General features: G+C 52.8%; 15 protein-coding genes. 1 reads left to right on the top strand and 14 read right to left on the bottom strand.

The window, feature by feature from the left end; genetic code table 11:
- Nucleotides 1–63: 63 nt before the first annotated feature.
- Nucleotides 64–1,884, bottom strand: coding sequence for a translational GTPase TypA (gene typA, locus BQ2657_RS06220; RefSeq protein ID WP_075579853.1), 1,821 nt, complete (start codon nucleotides 1,882–1,884; stop codon nucleotides 64–66).
- A 127-nt stretch (nucleotides 1,885–2,011) separates the two neighbouring features.
- Nucleotides 2,012–3,619, bottom strand: coding sequence for an MBL fold metallo-hydrolase RNA specificity domain-containing protein (locus BQ2657_RS06215; RefSeq protein ID WP_075579852.1), 1,608 nt, complete (start codon nucleotides 3,617–3,619; stop codon nucleotides 2,012–2,014).
- A gap of 110 nt (nucleotides 3,620–3,729) precedes the next feature.
- Between BQ2657_RS06215 and BQ2657_RS06210 the strand changes: the two genes are divergently transcribed.
- Nucleotides 3,730–4,326 (top strand): hypothetical protein, encoded by a 597-nt coding sequence (locus tag BQ2657_RS06210; RefSeq protein WP_075579851.1) that lies wholly within the window; start codon nucleotides 3,730–3,732, stop codon nucleotides 4,324–4,326.
- A 457-nt stretch (nucleotides 4,327–4,783) separates the two neighbouring features.
- Here the strand turns inward: BQ2657_RS06210 and cas2 are convergent, their stop codons facing one another.
- The 12 genes from cas2 to dtd form a co-directional block, all read right to left on the bottom strand.
- Nucleotides 4,784–5,056: a CRISPR-associated endonuclease Cas2 gene (cas2, locus tag BQ2657_RS06205; protein ID WP_075579850.1), complete on the bottom strand. Its 273-nt coding sequence runs from the start codon at nucleotides 5,054–5,056 to the stop codon at nucleotides 4,784–4,786.
- A complete protein-coding gene (gene cas1, locus BQ2657_RS06200) occupies nucleotides 5,053–6,021 on the bottom strand; it encodes a type V CRISPR-associated endonuclease Cas1 (protein WP_143224844.1) in 969 nt (322 codons plus the stop codon). Before cas1 ends, cas2 begins: the two co-directional genes overlap by 4 nt.
- A 101-nt stretch (nucleotides 6,022–6,122) precedes the next feature.
- Nucleotides 6,123–10,031, bottom strand: coding sequence for a type V CRISPR-associated protein Cas12a/Cpf1 (gene cas12a / locus BQ2657_RS06195; RefSeq protein ID WP_075579848.1), 3,909 nt, complete (start codon nucleotides 10,029–10,031; stop codon nucleotides 6,123–6,125).
- 144 nt (nucleotides 10,032–10,175) lie between these two features.
- Complete coding sequence (locus tag BQ2657_RS06190) at nucleotides 10,176–11,078, bottom strand: tetratricopeptide repeat protein (protein ID WP_075579847.1); 903 nt, start codon at nucleotides 11,076–11,078, stop codon at nucleotides 10,176–10,178.
- A 127-nt stretch (nucleotides 11,079–11,205) separates the two neighbouring features.
- Complete coding sequence (locus BQ2657_RS06185) at nucleotides 11,206–12,723, bottom strand: PhnE/PtxC family ABC transporter permease (RefSeq protein ID WP_075579846.1); 1,518 nt, start codon at nucleotides 12,721–12,723, stop codon at nucleotides 11,206–11,208.
- On the bottom strand, nucleotides 12,720–13,472 hold the full coding sequence (gene phnC, locus BQ2657_RS06180) for a phosphonate ABC transporter ATP-binding protein (RefSeq protein WP_075579845.1): 753 nt from the start codon (nucleotides 13,470–13,472) through the stop codon (nucleotides 12,720–12,722). Before phnC ends, BQ2657_RS06185 begins: the two co-directional genes overlap by 4 nt.
- A complete protein-coding gene (locus tag BQ2657_RS06175) occupies nucleotides 13,469–14,497 on the bottom strand; it encodes a phosphate/phosphite/phosphonate ABC transporter substrate-binding protein (RefSeq protein ID WP_198524521.1) in 1,029 nt (342 codons plus the stop codon). Before BQ2657_RS06175 ends, phnC begins: the two co-directional genes overlap by 4 nt.
- A 225-nt stretch (nucleotides 14,498–14,722) precedes the next feature.
- A complete protein-coding gene (gene aspS / locus BQ2657_RS06170) occupies nucleotides 14,723–16,519 on the bottom strand; it encodes an aspartate--tRNA ligase (protein ID WP_075579843.1) in 1,797 nt (598 codons plus the stop codon).
- A 21-nt stretch (nucleotides 16,520–16,540) separates the two neighbouring features.
- Nucleotides 16,541–17,794, bottom strand: coding sequence for a histidine--tRNA ligase (gene hisS / locus BQ2657_RS06165; protein WP_075579842.1), 1,254 nt, complete (start codon nucleotides 17,792–17,794; stop codon nucleotides 16,541–16,543).
- Nucleotides 17,795–17,847: 53 nt separating this feature from the next.
- Complete coding sequence (locus BQ2657_RS06160) at nucleotides 17,848–18,912, bottom strand: AI-2E family transporter (RefSeq protein WP_075579841.1); 1,065 nt, start codon at nucleotides 18,910–18,912, stop codon at nucleotides 17,848–17,850.
- Between the two features lie 12 nt (nucleotides 18,913–18,924).
- Nucleotides 18,925–19,548: an MBL fold metallo-hydrolase gene (locus BQ2657_RS06155; RefSeq protein WP_075579840.1), complete on the bottom strand. Its 624-nt coding sequence runs from the start codon at nucleotides 19,546–19,548 to the stop codon at nucleotides 18,925–18,927.
- 16 nt (nucleotides 19,549–19,564) lie between these two features.
- The gene (dtd, locus tag BQ2657_RS06150) at nucleotides 19,565–20,014 is read right to left on the bottom strand and encodes a D-aminoacyl-tRNA deacylase (protein WP_075579839.1); all 450 of its coding nucleotides are present in this window, start codon (nucleotides 20,012–20,014) and stop codon (nucleotides 19,565–19,567) included.
- Between the last annotated feature and the right edge of the window lie 4 nt (nucleotides 20,015–20,018).

Raw genomic sequence — 20,018 nt, 5'->3', positions numbered from 1 at the left:
TTTTATTTTACACCAATTTGGAGGAGAAAGCAAAAAAGCCGCCGCAATGCGGCAGCTTTTTTCTTACGCCCGAGCGTTCCGTGCTCTGGTGCGGGCCCGTTCCAGGCGGGACAGGACCCGTTTTCTCATACGGATGCTCTTGGGGGTGACTTCCACGGTTTCATCGTCATTGATGTGTTCCAGGGCCCCTTCCAGAGAGAAGGTCTGGGGCGGAACCAGACGGACCGCATCATCGCTCCCAGCAGCACGCATGTTGGAAACGTGTTTCTTCTTGCAGGGGTTTACGTCCATATCGTCTTCCCGGCTGTTTTCGCCGACGATTTCCCCTTCGTACACTTCTTCACCAGGGTTCACGTACATGGTGCCTCTGGCCTGGCATTTGTCGATGCCGTAAGCCGTGGTGGTGCCGGCTTCGAAAGCCACCAGGCTGCCCCGGGTACGGCCCGGGATCTCGCCCTTATAGGCACCCCAGCCAGCGAACACATGGTTCATGATGCCGTTGCCCTTGGTATCGGTGAGGAATTGGTTCCGGAAGCCGATCAGGCCCCGGGCCGGGATGATGAAGTCCATCCGCAGATAGCCGGCCATTTCGGTCATGTTCTGGAGTTCCGCTTTCCGGATCCCCAGGCCTTCCATCACAGCACCCATGAAATCTTGGGGCACTTCGATGGTCAGAGCTTCCATAGGTTCCAGCAGCTTGCCGTTTTCATCCCGGCGCATGATGACGGTGGGTTTCCCGACCTGGAGTTCGAACCCTTCCCGACGCATGGCTTCGATGAGCACGGACAGGTGCAGTTCCCCACGACCGGATACCTTGAAGGTATCGGCGCTGTCCGTATCTTCTACCCGCATGGAAACGTTGGTCTCCACTTCCTTGTACAGACGGTCACGAAGGTGACGGCTGGTGATGAAATCCCCTTCCTGGCCGGCAAAGGGGCTGTCGTTGACGGAGAAAGTCATGGACAGGGTGGGTTCATCCACTTTGATCCCCTGGAGCTGTTCCGGGTTGTCCACGTCAGCGATGGTGTCGCCGATTTCTGCCGTGTTCAGGCCGATCAGGGCGATGATGTCCCCGGCCTTGGCTTCCGGCACTTCCACCCGTTTCAGCCCTTCATAGGTGTACAGACGGCCGATTTTCTGGTTGGAGCGCTGGTCATCGTGCATCAGGCATACATTCTGGCCGTTCCGGATGGTCCCGCGGACCACACGGCCTACCACGATCCGGCCCACATAATCATCGTGGTCCAGGGTGTTCACCAGCATCTGGAGCGGTGCATCCACATCCACATCGGGAGCGGGGATGCTGTCGATGATGGTGCGGAACAGAGGTTCCAGGTTGTCGCTGTCGTCATCCATGGACAGCTTGGCAACGCCCTTCTTGGCGGAAGCATAGACCACCGGGAAATCCAGCTGGTCATCGTTGGCGTTCAGTTCGATGAACAGATCCAGCACTTCGTCCACCACTTCTTCCACCCGCTGATCAGGACGGTCGATCTTGTTGATGACCACCACCGGTTTCAGATGATGTTCCAGGGCTTTGCGCAGCACGTATTTGGTCTGGGGCATGGGGCCTTCGTAGGCGTCTACCAGCAGCAGCACGCCATCCACCATGTTCAGCACCCGTTCCACTTCGCCGCCGAAATCAGCATGGCCCGGAGTGTCCAGGATGTTGATCTTGCAGCCATCATGCATGACGGAGGTATTCTTGGCCAGGATGGTGATGCCACGTTCTCTTTCCTGATCGTTGGAGTCCATGACCCGTTCCTGCACCTGCTGGTTGGCACGGAATACACCGCTCTGCTTCAGCATGGCATCCACCAAAGTGGTCTTGCCGTGGTCGACGTGAGCGATGATGGCAATGTTACGCAAATCATTTCTAATCATAAAAGCCCAATCCCCTCTTATTTCCAGATAAATCAAGAGGATGCCCGTCAAAGAAGCATCCTCAAAGTAAACTACATCATTTCGACTTTCCTATTATATGCTTTTCCCATCCGTATGTCAAATTCATTTACAGGGTCTTCATCACATCGTCGATATACTTGCGAATCTTGTCCATCTTGGCCCGAATATCGGGGATCCGACGGGGATCGTGGGTGATGAGCTGTTCCATCCGTCCCTTGTAAACCAGGTAATCCTTTTCGAAGTTCCGCAGGTAATCCCGCATGGCCTGGATGGCCGGTGCACTGGTGATGACCTTGGTCTCTTCGATCCGCCAGTCGGTGCCGTCGATAATGGCTGCATCTCCGAAATTGGGGATGTAGGTGGCAGTGCCCAGTTCCGTATTCAGCAGATGGGCAAAGGAGCTGGCCGCATCGTATTCCCCGTGTACCACGAAGAAGGCTTTGGGCTTCCGTTCCATCCCTTTATAGAAGGCCAGCATCTGGTCCCGGTCCGCATGGGCGGAAAAGCCGGTGAGGTTGTAGATCTTGGCTCCCACGGCGATGTCTTCGCCCATGATCTTCACCTTCTTGGCGCCGTCGATGAGCCGCCGTCCCAGGCTCCCTTCTGCCTGGTAGCCGGCAAAGATCACGGAAGAATCCTTCCGCCACAGGTTGTGTTTCAGATGGTGGAGCACCCGGCCGGCATCGGCCATGCCGCTGGCGGAAATGATGATCATGGGGCTGGGCATGTCGTTGATGGCCTTGGATTCTGCCGCCGTTTCCGTATATTTCACATTGGGCATATCGATGAGCCGCCCGCCCTGTTTCTTGAAGATGGTCCGGGCTTCTTCATCGTATTCCTCCGGGTTGAACAGCATCACCTGGGTGGCCTTGATGGCCATGGGGCTGTCCACCATGATGGGGACCACCGGCAGCTGTCCGCTGGACATGAGTTTCTGGAAATAGTAGAGCATCACCTGGGTACGGCCTACGGCGAAGGCGGGGATGATCACGTTGCCGCCCCGGCTCAGGGCTTCCTTCATCACGTCGCACAATTCCTTTTCCCGGTCCACCTGTTCATGGAGCCGGTTCCCGTAGGTAGATTCAGTGATGATGAAATCTGCCCCGGAAATCTGGTGGGGATCATCCAGGATGGGCACGTTGGGCTGGCCGATATCCCCGGTGAAGATCAATTTGGTCTTCTTGCCGTTCTCTTCGATCATCAGGTTCACCAGGGCGCTGCCCAGGATGTGGCCGGCCACCCGGAACCGGAAGGTGATCCCTGGGTACAGCTCGATGTCTTCATCGTAATCGTGGGGGATGAAGTGCTTCAGGGCCAGGTAGGCGTCATCGGCGGTATAGAGAGGTTCCACCGCCTGCTTCCCGGCACGGAGCCCTTTCCGGGTGGCGATCTCTGCATCGGATTCCTGGATGTGGCCGCAGTCCGGCAGCAGGATCTCGCAGAGTTCTTCCGTCACATGGGTGCAGTGGATGAATCCTTTGAACCCTTCCCGGATCAGCTTGGGCAAAAGGCCACTGTGGTCGATGTGGGCATGGCTGAGGATCACGGCATCGATTTCACCTGGGTTGAAGGCAAATTCCCGCCGGTTCAGGTCCCGGATCAGCTTGGGACCCTGGAACATGCCGCAGTCCAGGAGGATCTTCTTCCCGTTGACTTCCAGCAGGTGGCAGGAGCCTGTGACGATTTTATCCGCTCCCAAGAAGGTGATTTTCATAGATTCTGCCTCCTTTTGAAAAGATTTAATTTAATCTTTCAGTTAATTCACCTATAGTATAACACGATGTGGTACAATAATGCCATGGATTCACAGAAAGGATGTCATTCATGAAAAAAAATCTTTTTCTTCCTATATTGTTTGTTTCTCTTTTCCTGTTCCCTTCCCTGCTTTTTGCCCAGGAAAAGGAAAAAGCCGTTTCTCCAACGGCCGTTTCTGTAACGAATGAAGCAAAAGAGGCCAAAGCCCCGGACGGAACGGCTGCACCGGCGAAGGGTACAGGGAAAGACTCTGGAACAGCCTCGGCAGCCGACTCCACAGCAGCCCCAGCAGCTCCAGCAGAACAGCCCCCAGTGCCGCCCACCGACGAAACGGCCGCCTGGACCCTGGCCGGCGCCAACAGCAATTATGAAGTCTATTACGATACCCGGAGCATCCAGTACGACGAAAAGACCGGGATCCTGACCCTGTGGAACAAATGGGTGAAAAAAGGCACGGTCCTGACCGGTACCCGGACTACCCTCCTGTTGAGCCGATACGATGTACGGCTGCGGGTCTGTGCCGATCTGTACCAATACACCTACAACGGCCTCGGAAAAGAAATCAGCCACGGGAAAACAGGGGATCCCTCCTGGTATCCCCTGAGCCCCAATACCCTGGGGATGGAGCTGTGTGAGGCACTGAAAGGGGTTTTGTTGAATAATTGAGGAAAATTAAAGAAAGGGCTGTGGAAATCACCGTCGAAGACACGGTGATTCCACAGCCCTATTTTGCAAATAGAGGAAAATGCGAACCGCTATAATGGTATCTACGAAAATAGAAATCCATATAATCTTTTAGACTAAAAAACCTGCAATGCACGCTTACAATCTACATCTATGAAAGTAGAAATTCATATGGTCTTTTAGACTTTTGGTGGTTGATATCAGACCAGTGAATCTACGAAAGTAGAAATTCATATGGTCTTTTAGACACGCTGAACAACGAGCTGAATCTATCGATCTACGAAAGTAGAAATTCATATGGTCTTTTAGACCCCTAAGCCATCAAAAATTGCTTTTTTCTTGGAGTCTGCCACAATATATAGTGTTCCCGTCCATTGTACCAAGTGATTTTCCACGATTTTCACTGTTTTTTTCAAAGTAAAACGAAGGTTTGCAAAAATCAAAAGACGACCAGATCTTTTTCTTCATTTTTAGCATACCCCATCCTTACTACTTCACAAGTATTGGACAGCTTAAAAATATAGACGCTGTCACTCTGGCCAAATTTCTTTTCAAAGTGGCCTTGGATATAACTAATTATATTATCCAACACTCTGCTGCTGTTGTCAATTTGGTAAACAGAGTACTGGATGCGGTGTCCGAATTTTGTGATGTACTTGGCAAAATGATTCCGCAGCCTGTCATCTGCAATATCATAACTCAAGATAATCATTTTATCATCTCAAATACAGGATAATCCTTGGCGTCTTTCTGTTTCATGAATGCACGATAAAATTGCTGGACATAAACAAAGATATCCATTTTGTATTGTAGGATTCCTTTCATCAGGAATTGAATATATTTCTGATTTTCCTTCCATTTCAAGAGATACCGATGATCCACAAGTTGAAAATCTTCTTCAGCACATTGTTGTAAATTAATGGATTTTCTGATTTGATGATCTACGATAGCCCGAAACGGCTCCATTACATCACAGACTAACGATTTCCGCATATAAAATTGCCGATGCAATACACCACAATACGTATCGAATCCATAAATCCGCAGCAATGCATCCATAAAATTAAAAAGTACCGTATATCCTATATCCAAAGTCGAATTGATATAATCATTCTTGATCCTTGGCTTTCTCCCTCCCCACTGGACATTATTGAACTCCTGTTTAAAATAAATCCTGGCCGCCGAGCCTTCGAGTCCCAAAAGGCCTTCTAAATTTCCCTGATAATATTCTATTTCTTTGATGTAACGATCCAAAGCAGCAATTGCCTTTTTCAGCTCTTCTGATTTGTCCCGCTGGAGATTTAGATTTTCTCGCTGACATTTCACTTTATTCATCAGGATATGCTTTCCCAACTCCAATCCCTGGTACTCATACTGATGTTTTCGCAGCAGTATATTTCCTTCCATATGGCCTCCAAATGATTCATAGAGTTTAAACCCATTCGTCATTAAAAAGATCGGAAAGCCAAATTTGTGGGAGCGTTGTATCAACCCACTGGTCAATACAAAATGACCCACAACAAATAACGCAAAAATACGATAACAGGTGATTTGATATTTGATTTTTCTGTCAGCCGTTTTTATGAGGATGTTATCATTTTGAAAGGAAATGATTTCTTTAGGCTGCAGGAAAATAAAAATAATTTGTTTGGCTTCAAAATCTTTGGTTGTCATCATAATGGGGGCCTGGTCCCCATATAATTGATGAAAATATATGGAGACCGGGCAAAAGATGAAATCATTCAAAAAAATATCGGCAGATAGTCATCTTCCATTTTTCAGTTTCTTTCTTCCTGAATGGCATACAGCCAATCTGTATTTTTGATGGCTGTATTTTTTTGACTGCGGATCCGCTCCAGGACCATTCTTCCCTTTAAGGCAATATGGTATGCCCCATTGGCGTCTGCGTCCAGCGGCAGATCCCGGATACCCGCCCTGGTATCGAAGAAACGGCCATCCAAATCCATGACGGGCGAATTGATGTAATCTTCGCCGGTTGCTCCATTGCTGCTGCGCATCTGCAGCACGGAGCGGATCAGATTGATCATGCGATGCCGGAACCCAGTATCAGTCGACGCCTGCTTAAGGACATCCTGCCAGATATCATTCCCCGTATTCCAAGTGATGCCAACATCCTGCAGGGCCTTCATCAGTTCATTTTGGGGAAAACACTCCATATACTGTTTTTTCTTGGAATCGAAAATGATCCGCTTTCCGGCAGTATATTTGCTTCCCTGCAGACTGATTTTCTCTTCGTTTTTCTCAAAGCAGATATCCCATTCAGGCATGAATCCTTCCACATTGTTCTTTTGGAACTGTTTGTTGCTCTTCATCTTGAAATGCAGGACAAAAGCACTAGATTGGGCATCATACTTCAAACTGTCGAACCCCTTCAGAAATTCATTCCGATTCTCCTCACTGGCTGTAACATGGCTCCAGATGAAAGGATCTACAAAGCCCGTGCCTGGATCTATCTTAGATGTATAAGCGGAAGGGATGTAGAACAGGAATCCACTTTGATTCCCTAATTTTGCAAAACTGGTGAAGCTGTCCGTCAGCTGATACGCTTTCAGTACCCCGCCTTCCTGATTTATGGCCCGATCTTTGAACACAAGGAAATTCAGTTTTTCTATGAGCATCTTTTCAAACTGCTGATAGACGGCTTTTTCTGAAATCCCTCCACGGACACGTTTAAATCCCGTATTGAGATTTTCCAGTACAACCACAGCCTGGTATTTGATCATCATCTGGGCAATCTCATGGACGACCAGAGACAGATACCCCTCTTTCAGATCTTTGATCCGACCAATGGCGGTCCATGCCTGGCGGGCTGCCACCCGCTGTTTTTCTCTCTGGCTCAAGCTTTCATGATAATCGAAGTCATGGATCACATTAAAGGATTTTTGTTCCAGGATTTTCCCATCGGGAGTTATAACTACCGCATAAATCAGGTTCCTTTCTCCCCGATCGATACCGATGATATTGGTCTCTGGATGCTCTGTCAAGAAATCATTGACCTGGGAATTAAAGGCAGTTGGTTTGCCCGAGCTTTGGTAGTTCAGGGTAATGGGAACATGGAAGAAGAATTTGTCTTCCGTAAACCGTCTGTCCTTGGTAATATCATGGGCAGCCTTTTTAATGGTCACTGAAGGCAGCCATTTTTCAGCTTCCGGAGATAAATTTCCCTGGCACTTGCCTTGTACATAAGCAGAGATTTCCCGATAGATATCATCAGGGACTGGCGTCCCATCCTTCAGTTTCTTATTTACGATCTCTTCACCGGTTTTATGCTGGATAATCTGCATGTTGCTCTTGGGACGATAGAACAATTCAGCCTGCCCATTGAGTTTCACAATCGGATCCTTTAAATTTTCGGGGTCAAAAACTGCTTTCCAGTAAAGGGTATGGAGATTGGGCAGACCATGGCTTTTGGGGGAAAAGTCTTTGTTGTACAGCTGGAACAGATACAGCTGGCCATTTTTTACAGCCTCATGGATATCTTGTACCCTGATTTTTTCAAAAGTGACCCGATAGCATCTGCTGTTGACATCCTTATAAAATTCCCCCAAATCTTGATAGTCCTTGCTGGGACGCAGCCCCTTGAAATCAAAAATTGAGGTACTTACATACGTCTGCAAAAATTTTTTGGAAAAATCGATCCATTTGCGAAGGGCTTTTTGATATCCAGATTTATCTTGGGTCTTCTGATAATACTGGGTCTGGAATTTCTTGTATTTACTTTTCCCCGTACCATACGTAGTATTGTTCAATTCATAGATTTCCCGGGGAATCTCGAAAAAATCTTGTCTGAATTTTTCCTTTTTTGAATCATGAATCTGGTAGGAAGTGGCTTGGGGATGGTCTTCGAAATATTTTTTCACATCTTTTCTCTGGGTAGAACATTTTGGTATTGTCTTGGAACAGTCCGGAAAGAACCGATAAACCATTTTCTGATAGTATGGTTCGGCCCCTTGATAAGATTTAAAATTAGGTTTATCTTTGGGATTCATAATCCCCAGATAATACAAACCTCCTTTTTCAAATAACAAGGCTCCATTATCTGATTCTTTATGGATATCCCAGCCATCGGCCAATGTGGGGTTGGCAAAATTCAGCTTGAATTTTGCTGTAGAATAAGGCTTTTTGGTCACAAAATTCCGTACTTTACTATAAAGGCTCAGCAAAGGAACCAACTCTTCCCAGATTTTTTCAAAAGGAACCGTAAAATTCGGATCGGTTTCCAGGTCAGGATCCGCTTTGAACCATTCCAGATAATGGACAGCAGCCAGCAGCGTATCCAGCTGATTCTTGACCTGTGCTTTATCCTGGTCATCCGCCAATTTGACAGGCAACGGATTCCCAAGGACATTCCTGCACTGGGAGATTCTTTTTTTGCCTTCATCGGTCAAAGTGGCAAGGAATCCATTGGAAGAATTTTGCGGATTTATCTGGATAAGCGATTCCAGGGAAAAATCCTGCTTCAGCACATCCTGGATACAATGCCATTCCCCATACAAAGCCTGGGATATTTCATTGACTTTTTTATTGGAAAGATAAACATATTTCAGGTCTAAAGAAGCAAGATTTTGGATGAGCCGCTCCAAAGCGCCAAAGGTATCGTTCTTTTTCAAGGATTTTTTAAAGGTTTCTATCCCATCCAGGGCTTCCTGAGAATTGGAAAAAGCCTCTGGGATAAACGAAAAGCTGGTACGATCGCTTAAAATCTGCTTGTAAAGAGGGATGAACCGATGGCGAATCTTCTTCTTCTTTAATTTGTCAGCTTCCTGGGGATGCTGCTGCATGAATAGATTGATGGTTTCGTTCAGGCCCTGGATTTTTTTCTGTCCTGCAGCACCGCTGATGCCTCCCAAGATCTGGTTGAAATAATCAATATCATCTTGTAACAACAGATGATTATAAAATGGAATCACAAAAATATCATCCAACGATTTCCTTGGCTGATAGATTCCCTTGGGGTTCTGAGCCATCACTGCAGCAGCAGCCTGCTGCAGCAAAGGTTTCAGTGCCGGTTCATTTTTTATGAGGTCCTGGTAGATTCTGCAATTCTCCCGGAATTTTGGAAAATTGTCCTGGACGATCCGATGGGGAATGGCCGTTGCAATATCTTCCCCCGAAAAAACATTCTCTCTGTTCTGATAAAAACCGACGAAGTAAGTGGTAAATTTATCAAAGCAGCCCAGAAGCTCTGTTTCCTCTGCAGAAAGATTTACTTGGGGCAATTTATTATTGGTTACGGTTCCATCAAAAATTTTTTTGCTAAAAATATCTTTGTACAATTCGGCCTGTTCTTTTTCCTTCACCGCATTTTTATTTTTTCCATTCGCATATTGTTTCCCGGTAAAATAGCCAGCGATTTCATCCCGGAGTGCATCCTGGGCAGCTTTTACCTTTTGACGCTTATCAGCGGAAGGATTTTTCTGGTAGGCATCCAGGCAGGCGTTCAGGTCGTTCCAATCCACAGAACAATCTTTTAGGCTTTCCTCTGCAAATACTTTATAGATACGGTCCAGGATCGGTTTGACCTTTTCATAATTTTTCTGACGTTCATCATCCTCCTGCAAAACGTTATTTTTAGTGTTTTCAAGAGTCTTCCCCTGGGGAATCAAAGCAAAACGCAGGGTCTTCGAAACCTGATACTGATGGATAAACTTATCAAAAGCAGCCATACAATTCCCTCTTTTCTCTATAAAAATCTATCAATTCCCATTTCCAAAATGATAGTACCATAGTTTTCTGACAATGACAAACTATCAATTTTTATTTTCTACTCCCATCATACACTCTTTCCTGTCCAAACTTCAGTACAATTCCTATCTTTCCCAAAATTTTTTATACCACAGTGCCGCCTGCTGCCAGGATTGGGGGACGCCTTGCCCTTCTTCGTACAGGCTGGCGATGGCGAAGCAGGCGGTACGGCTGCCTCTGTGGTAAGCTCTGCGGTACCAGGCCAGTGCTTGGACAGGGTCTGCCCGGCCTACGTATCCATTTTCCCAGAAGGTCCCCATGATCTCACAGGCAGCGGGATGGCCCTGGCGGGCGGCTCTTTCGTACCAGATCCTGGCCTGGTCCAGGTCATGGCAGCGCAGCCGGTATTCCTGGGCCAGGCGGAGCTGGGCTTCTGCATGGCCTTTTGCTGCAGCTTTTCGATACCATTCCAGCCGCTTCTCCCGCCAGCTGCCATTTTTCCCCCCATCCACCAACCGGAGAAAGGAACCCATGGCCAGCTGGGCGGCCGCAAAACCCTGGGCAGCGGATTGCTCGAACCAGGCCAGAGCGTCTTCATAGGAAGGGTCCTCTCCTTCCCCGTAGGCGTACATGATACCCCGATAGTACTGGGCCAGGAAGTCTCCTTCTGCTGCCAGGGCCCGGATCTTTTCTCTCTGCCGGACAAACACCCGGACGGATTCTCCCACATTGGGCAAGTCTTTCAGTGCGCAAAAGGCAGGGGCCACCGGATCTCCGGCCTGGGAAGCAGCGGAAGCATAAACCCGGGCCTGACCCTGATCCAAGAAGAAGGTCCCATATCCCCCGTCCAGATACAGAGCCAGGAGTAGCAGAGCCCGGCCGCTGCCTTCCCAGGCTTTCGCCAGGATCAGAGGATAAGCCTCCCGGGGCGGAAGGTCCAGGAACAGCCGGTCCAGTTCCCCTGTCTCTTCCCTCCCTATTCCTTTTTCCCCTGCCTGCATCCCTCTTTGTTCCATATTGCTCTCCATGGCCCGTACCTCCTATAATGGGATTTCTTTTCTTCCAGTATAACAAAAGATCTGGGGAAATTTGGGGACAGGAATCGGTTGGTAGACGGTAAAAAGATGCAGGAGATGAAAAGCAGTAAGCCGCTTTTCATCTCCTGCATCTTTCACTTCCCCATTCCACCGCCAGCACCAAGGCAGCCATGCCCCAAAGAAAGGCGCCGGCTTCCTGCCATTTGTACTGCTGGAGAGCCAGGATCAGCGGGGTGCCGATGCCTCCAGCTCCTACCAGGCCTAAGATGGAAGCCTCCCGAAGGTTCACGTCCAGTCTGTACAGCAGGGCAGCCGCTCCGCTTTTTTTCAGCTGGGGCAGGACCGTCCATCGGAAGGCGGCAGCCCACCCGGTACCCATGGCCCGGCTGGCAGCAAAAGGTCGTGGGTCCGTACTATCCAGCCCGATCTGGAACCGTTTGGCCAAAAGGCCGATGCTGCACACCAGCAAAGTAAGGGTACCGGCAAAAGGCCCGGGCCCAGTGACCCGGAGCCACATGAGGCCGTAGACAAAGACCGGCACCGTACGGATGCCCAGGAGGACCAGCCGGGGCACCAAAGCGGCCCCCACTGGCAGGAACCGGAAGCTGGATGCCAAAGCTAAGAACCCAGCCGCCAAGCCCCCTCCCAAGGTCCCCAGGAAAGCCATACAGAAGGTTTCTCCCAACAGCCAGGGTACAGCATCTTTTTCCAGAGAAAACAGCAGGGAAGGATCCGGTTCCAAAAGTCCCTCCAGCATGGCCCGGGCCGCACCCATGCCGCCATTTCCTGCTGGTTCCAAGGTTCCCAGAGAACCCAGGAGCAGCAGCAGTCCCAAGACACTCAGGCCTTTTTTCATCCAAGACCGGAGCCTCCACTGGCCTCTCAGGACTTTCCGCAGGGCTTCACTGAGACTTTCCGACACCAGCACCGCACCGTAGAGCAGTACCAGCAAGGTCCCCACCCGGCCATAGTCCCGCCAGGCCAGCTGCTGGTTCAGCAGCAGCCCGATGCCCCCGGCTCCCACATAGCCCAAGATGGCCGCTTGGCGCACATTGGATTCCCACAGGTACAGAGCGTTGGTCAGATACCCGGGCAGCAGCCGGGGCAGGAGAGCCCGGCAGAAGGCTTTTCCCCGGCCGCAGCCAGAGGCTTCCAGGGCTCGGGCTGTTTTCCAGTCCAATGTTTCCATATCTTCATATCCCAGCCGGGTCATCACCCCAAAGGTACTGAGGGTCAGGGCTAAAGTACCGGCTAGGCTCCCCAGTCCCACCAGGAAGGTGCACAAAAGAGCCAGGATCAAGGCCGGCACCGTCCGCAGCAGCTGGATGGCGCACAGGAAAGGGATCCGGATCCAGCTATGGGGATTGGTCCAACGGCTGCCCAGCACAGCTCCCAAAAGGCCCAGGGAACTGCCCAGGAAAGAACCTGCCAGGGACATGCGCACAGTGCTGAGAAGAGGCCCAGCTGCCTCCCGGAAAAATCCCCAATCCGGGGGCAGCATGGCCCGGGCAATATCAAAGAACCGGCCGCCCCGTTCTCCCAGTAATGCCGGATCCCAGCCGATTTCTGCCAGGGATCCGGCCGTCAGCCCCAGCAGCAGGATCCATCCCATCCGCGGTTGGTATCTTTGGGTCATGAGTCCCTCCTGTACAATCCCCGGAGCTTCTCCTCATCCCAGACATCCGCCGGCCCTTGGAACAGGATCCGGCCCTGCCGGAGCCCCACCACCTGCTGGGAAAATGCCATGGCCTGCTCCACATTGTGGCTGTTCATCACCACGGTAAGCCCCTGGGTTTCCTGCAGCTGCCGGAGCAGTTCCAGGATGGCTTTTCCCGTCCCTGGATCCAAGGAAGCCACCGGTTCATCGGCCAAGATGACGGACGCTTCCTGGACCAAAGTCCTAGCAATGGCTACCCGCTGTTTCTGACCCCCGCTAAGGCTGCCGGCCAAGGTATCTTCCCGTCCGCCCAGCCCAACCAGATCCAGAGCCTGCCGGGCTTTCTGCACTTCCCGTTCTGGGAAGTTTCCCCACAGGGCCCGCCACAGGCTGATCCGTCCCAGGGCCCCGCAAAGTACGTTTTCCAGGCAGCTGCTCTCTTCCACCAAGCAGAAATCCTGGAAGATCATCCCCACCTGCTGCTGGACCTGCCGGCGCCATTTCCCTTTCAAGGTGTCGAACCGGCGGCCTTCCACCCATACTTCACCGGAGAGCGGCCGTACCATGCCATTGAACAGCCGGAGCAGGGTAGTCTTCCCGGCACCGCTGGGGCCGATCAAGGAAACAAAGGAACCCTGGGGTACGGAAAGGGACACCCCCTGGAGAATGGGATGTCCTTTTTCATAGGCTTGGGAAACGGCTTTCAATTCCAGTACCGTCGGGTTCATTGGAGTTCCTTCCGGATCTTCCGTTCTCCATCGTAATCGGAGGCCTGGGCCCAGTCATAGCCCTTGTGGCCGATGGTCTTCAGCACCTTCAGCCCTTCTTCTGTCTTCCCGATTTCGATCAGGGCTTCTCCCAGTGCCTTGCGGAAGGCCGGATCCTGCATCACTTTGCTGGTCTTGCTCACACTCACCGTATCATTGAAGATCTTCCCCGTGACCCCGATGATCCCGGTCTGATCCCAGATGGACCCGGTCCCCCCCAGTTTGACCTGCCAATCTTTTTCCATTTTGGCCCGGATATGGGAATAGGCCACCATCACATCCACCTGGCCGGAAGCCAGCCGAGCCGTTGAAGTGGTATAGGAATCGGACTGGACCACATGGGACAGGTCTTTCAGGGTCTTCCCGTAGTTTTCCTTCAGCCATAGGGAAGGATACAGGTACCCAGAAGCAGAGGCAGGGCTCATCACCGCCCAGTTCAGGCTGTCCAGTTCCTCCCAAGTGGGCTTTTCTCCCCGCTTCACTTTGGCCAGGAGAGCCTGTCCCTTGGGGCTGGGCCCCACCACCAGGGCGGAGCGATAATACTTCACCAGGTTTTTGGTGAATTTGTCCGGCTGGCCGTTGTTCCATACGGAAAGATCCGTGGTGTCCTTGTCGATGCCTTCCCGGAGCGCCGTCAGCAGCACATCCACATCCCGGTCGCAGAGCACATAGGTGGCTCCGGAAATGAAGCCCACATCAGCACTGCCTGCACTGAGTGCCTCCCCCACGGCATTGTAGGAAGTGCCCACATTCAGGGTGATTTTCTGCACCTCATAGCCCTTTTCCTTCAGTTTGGTCTGGAGCATCTTCCCCAGGGGCTCGGTCTTGGTCCGCAGGGTATCCGCATCTTGATAAGGAGAAATGGCGATCTTCAGTTCCGGGATGGTCTTGCTCCCAACCGCCTGTTCCTTTTTCGTGCCGCCACAGCCGCCCAGCACCAGGGCCCCGGCCAGCAGCACCCCCACCATCTTCTTCCAATTTTTCACGGTACGTTCTCCTTTCATGCACACAAAAATCGGCTGCCGCTTTCTTGGCGACAGCCGATTTTTGTACGGTTCCCAGGATGCGGCAGAGGGACCCCTCCCTCCGGCGGTCGGTACTTGGGTACCCTCTCAGCCCGGCCCACGGGCTCCCTCGCATCCCGGTCCCTGTTGCGTCCTTCCGCAAAGCAGGATCAGGGCGCTCCCCCTCATCCCACATGCAGACCGGATTTATTTCTTTTCTTCTTTTTCTTTCTTCACCACGGTGCTCCGGATATGGAGTTCCCGCAGCTGCTTTTCGTCCACCATATTGGGTGCCTGGCACATCAGGTCGATGGCACTCTGGGATTTCGGGAAAGCGATCACGTCACGGATGGAAGGCCGTTTGGCCATGAGCATCACCAGACGGTCCAGGCCAAAGGCCAGACCTCCATGGGGAGGTGCTCCGAATTCAAAGGCTTTCAGCAGGAAGCCGAATTTCTCCTGGGCCTGTTCATCGGTCAGGCCGATGGCTTCGAAGACCTTCTTCTGGATATCTTCCCGATGGATACGTTCGGAACCGCCGCCGATTTCCACCCCGTTCAGCACCATGTCATAGGCTTTGGCATACACATGGCCGGGATCGGTGAGGAGCTTGTCTACATCTTCATCGCAGGGGGCGGTGAAGGGATGGTGCATGGCCACATAGCGGTGTTCTTCTTCACTGTATTCGAACATGGGGAACTTCACCACCCAGGTGAAGCACAGTTTGTCCTTGTCGATGAGGCCCAGGCGCTTGCCCATTTCCAGACGCAGGGCGCCCAGAGCAGCGGCTACCACCAAAGGTTTCCGGTCAGCCACGAACAGCAGCACATCGCCTTTTTCCGCCTTGCCGGCAGCCAGGATCCGCTGCATTTCTTCGTCGGAGAAGAATTTGGCAATAGGAGACTTGATGGTGCCGTCATCGTTGACGATGATCCAGGCCAGGCCTTTGGCGCCGTAGATGCCTACGAATTCCACCAGGCCGTCCAGTTCTCTCCGGGGGATCTTGTTGTAGCCTTTCACGTTGATGGCTTTCACCAGGCCACCCTTTTCGATGATGTCCTTGAACACCTTGAACTGGGTCCCCTGGAGGGCTTCATTCATGTTGATCAGCTGCATGCCGAACCGCAGGTCCGGTTTGTCGCTGCCGTATTTGTCCATGGCTTCATCCCAGGTCATCCGGGCCATGGGCACGGGCACATCCACGCCCAGAGTTTCCTTGAACACATAGGCGATCAGCTTTTCGGTGAGGGCCATGATGTCATCCTGATCCACAAAGGACATTTCCATATCCAGCTGGGTGAATTCCGGCTGACGGTCGGCCCGCAGGTCTTCATCCCGGAAGCACCGGGCGATCTGGAAGTACCGTTCCATCCCCGCAATCATCAGCAGCTGTTTGAACAGCTGGGGAGACTGAGGCAGTGCATAGAACTTGCCGGGGTTCACACGGCTGGGCACCAGGTAGTCCCGAGCCCCTTCCGGAGTGCTCCGGATCAGATCCGGGGTTTCGATTTCCAGGAAATCCTGTTTATCCAGGAAGTCCCGGACCGCCTTGGTCACCCGGTGGCGCAGGATCAGGTTCTGCTGCATTTCCGGCCGCCGCAGATCCAGATACCGGTAGCGGAGACGGACGTTTTCATCTACATCGATGCCATCCTGGATATAGAAGGGCGGAGTCTTGGAAGGATTCAGTACGTTCAGGTCCTTCACCACCACTTCCACATCCCCGGTGGGCAGGTGGGGGTTCACGGTTTCTGCGCTCCGTTCCCGCACCAGGCCTTTGACCTGCAGCACGTATTCGCTGCGGACCCCTTCGGCCTTGTGGAAATCTTTTTCGTCATGGGCCGGGTCGATGACCACCTGCACCAGACCGTGACGGTCCCGGAGATCGATGAAGATGATGCCGCCGTGGTCACGCCGTTTGCTTACCCAGCCGCACAAGGTAACCGTCTTGCCGGCATCTGCTTTTCTCAAGTCACCGCAATGATGACTGCGTTCCATACTCATTCTTGTCAACACCTCTGGTCATTATTTGTTGAAATAGGCTTCCAAAGCTCCGAAGCAGACTTCTTCCTGGCTGCTGTCCGCCATGTTCCGGACGGTGACAGCCCCTCTGGACCGTTCTTCTTCCCCGAAGATCAGGGCAAAACGGGCCTGTTCCCGGTTGGCCTGCTTCATCTGGGCCTTCATGCTCCGTTCCACCAAGTTCATATCGCAGACAAGTCCCTGGTTCCGCAGGGCAGTGATCACCCGGAAGGCATCAGCCACGCCCCCTTCATCGGGGATCACGGCGAAGATGTCGATGGCTTCCTTCCCGGAAGGCAGCAGGTCCTGTTTTTCCAGGGCCAAGAGGATCCGTTCCAGACCCATGGCAAAGCCTACGCCGGGGGTGCTGGGGCCGCCCAGTTCTTCCACCAGGCCGTCATACCGTCCGCCACCGCCTACTGCGCTCTGGGCACCCAGGGGAGAATACTGGATCTCGAAAGCGGTCTTGGTGTAGTAATCCAGCCCCCGGACCAGGTTGCTGTCCACTTCATATTCCACGCCGGCTTCGTCCAGCAGTTTCTTCACGGTTTCGAAATGGGCCCGGCAGTCATCGCACAGGCTGTCGGTGATTTTCGGTGCACCGGCCATGAAAGGCTTATCGGCATCCACTTTGCAGTCCAGGATCCGCAGCGGACTCCGGTCGAACCGGCTCTGGCAGTCTTCGCACAGTTCGTCCAAGTGCGGACGGAAGTAGTCTTGGAGCAGCTTCCGGTGCTGGGGCCGGCAGTTGGGGCAGCCCACAGAGTTAATCTTCAGTTTCAGGTCCTTCAGGCCGAACCGTTTCAGCACGGTGAGGGCCAGCAGGATGACTTCTGCATCCACTACAGGGGATTCTGCCCCCAGGGCTTCCACCCCGAACTGATGGAACTGTCTCATGCGCCCAGCCTGGGGACGGTCATACCGGAACATAGGTCCGATATAGAACACCTTCAGCGGCATGGGTTCCGCATACAGCTTGTTTTCCACGAAAGAACGGACTACGGAAGCGGTGTTTTCCGGGCGCAGGGTCAGACTGCGGCCGCTCCGGTCCGTAAAGGTGTACATTTCCTTGTCCACCACGTCCGTCCCATCCCCGATGCCTCTCTGGAACAGTTCGGTATGTTCAAAGATCGGGGTCCTGATTTCCTGATAATTGAATTCCCGGCAAACTTCACGAATGATTTGTTCAGCATACCGCCAGCCATTGATGGTGCCCGGCAGAATGTCTTTGGTACCACGCGGTGCCCCTGTTAACATAAAAATCCCCTCCGTCCACACGACTTGTTTGAACTTATTAATTTTAACACAGTTTATTGGTTTTTATCAACCGGACTCTTCTCCCCCGCATGCCAGAAATACCCATAGAGTACTTTGATGATGGCAAGGACGGGGACGGCGAAGATCAGCCCGGCCACGCCGCCGATCTGGCCTCCGATCATCACGGCCAGGATGATCAGCACCGGATGCAGGGTGATGCTGTGACCCATGAGATTGGGCATGATCACCTGGGCATCGATCTGATAGTACACCAGATAGAGGATCAGCACCTTCAAGGCCAGGGACGGGTTCTGGAGCAGGGCGATGAATACCGCCGCCAGGGTCCCTACCACCGATCCCACCAGGGGGATCATCTCGCTGATCATGGCCAGGAACCCCAGCACCAAGGTGTACTGGACGCCCAGGATGGAATTCCCGGCAGTGAGACAGGCCGCCGCTACGAAGCAGAGCTTGAACATGTTGTCCACATAGGCACAGAGCATGTGCCCCATGTCCGTGAGCACCCGATCCGCCAGAGGCTGCTTTTCATAAGCGAAGAGCCCCACCACCATTTTCTTCAGGGTCCGCCAGTCTTTCAGGAAGTAGAAGCTGAGGAAGGGGACCAGGGCCAGGCTCACCAGGCTCTTGGCCGCTTGGACCGTGGAAGCCAACATGTCCTTCAACAGGCCCATGATGTAGCTGCTCAGGCTGCTGGCCGCCTGCTGGAGCACTTCCCGGGTGTTGGGCGGCAGCTTCTGGGCTTCGCTGCCCAAAAACAGGCTGATGCTTTCGTTGGCTTTGGCCGCCAAGCCTGGCATGGCTTTCAGCAGGGTGTTCACCTGGGTCACCAAGGGGACGATCAGCACATTGGCCGCCGCATAGAGGAACAGTCCGAATACGAGGAAAGAAATCAATACCGCCAGGGTATTGGGAAAGGGCCGTCCCTTGATCTTCAGCCGTTCCAGCCGGTCTACGATGGGATAGAGCAAAAAACTCATCCCTACGGCCAGGAACACCGGCAGGAACCAGTGGCCCAGCAGATAGAACACACCGAACCCCAAAAGGCCTGCCAGCAGTTTGGCCACCAGTCCCCTGGGTCTTTGCTGCACTTCCATCATGCGCTCACGACCTTACTGGAGGAACGGATTCCGGCGCCGTTCCCAGCCCACTGTGGTGGCCGGTCCGTGGCCGGGCAGCAGTTTGTAATCATCGGGCAGCACCAGCAGCTTGGTCTTGATGGAGTCCAGGATGGCGTCATAAGATCCCCCGGGCAGGTCCGTCCGGCCGATGCTTTCCAGGAACACCGTATCCCCACAGAACACCACTCCGTCTCCGATGATGCACACCCCGCCCCGGGTATGGCCCGGTGTGGCAGCGATGGTGAAATCCAAGCCGGCCGCTGTCAGTTTTTCCCCATCGGTGAAAAATGCATCGGGGGGATCGAATTTCTTGTCCCGGTTGGTGGAATAGGACAGGCTGCTGTTCCATACCCGGAGCATGGGAGCATCTTCCCGGCTCATATAGACTTTGGCGCCGGTGGCAGCCTTCACTTCGTCCAGGGCGGAGATATGATCCCCGTGGCCATGGGTGAGGAAGATGGCAGGCACCTTCTCGATGCCGGCCTTCTTCACCGCATCCATGATCCGGTCGGCTTCATCCCCCGGGTCCACGATGATGCCTTCGTTGTTGGCTTCGTTTTTGATGATATAGCAGTTTTCCTGGATCGGTCCAACGACCACCCGATAGATTTTCATGGTTTTCTATTTCCTCCTAAAAACTTTTCCCGCTGTCCAGCAGGATGGTAACCGGCCCGTCGTTCACCAGGGACACTTCCATATGGGCCTGGAACTGTCCGGTCTCCACAGTCAGTCCTTTGTCCCGGAGCTTCTGGGCCAGGTCTTCATAGAGCCGGTTGGCTTCTTCCGGCGGAGCCGCCTGGGTGAAGGAAGGCCTCCTGCCATGGCGCACATCCCCGTACAGGGTGAACTGGGATACCAGAAGGATGCTGCCCCCGATTTGGGCCACCGACCGGTTCATCTTTTCTTCTTCATCTTCAAAGATCCGGAGCCCGGCCAATTTCTCCGCCAGGTATTCCCCGTCTTTTTCTGTATCTCCCCGGGCCACGCCCAGAAGGACCAGCAGTCCCGGCCCGATGGTGCCCACTTTCCGGCCCTCCACCGTGACAGAAGCTGCGCTGACCCGCTGTACCACTGCTCTCATGGCT

The sequence above is a fragment of the Acidaminococcus massiliensis genome (assembly GCF_900095825.1).
GTDB lineage: Bacteria > Bacillota > Negativicutes > Acidaminococcales > Acidaminococcaceae > Acidaminococcus > Acidaminococcus massiliensis.
Note: the sequence above shows the minus strand (reverse complement) of the source record. Positions and strands in the feature narration are given on the sequence as shown.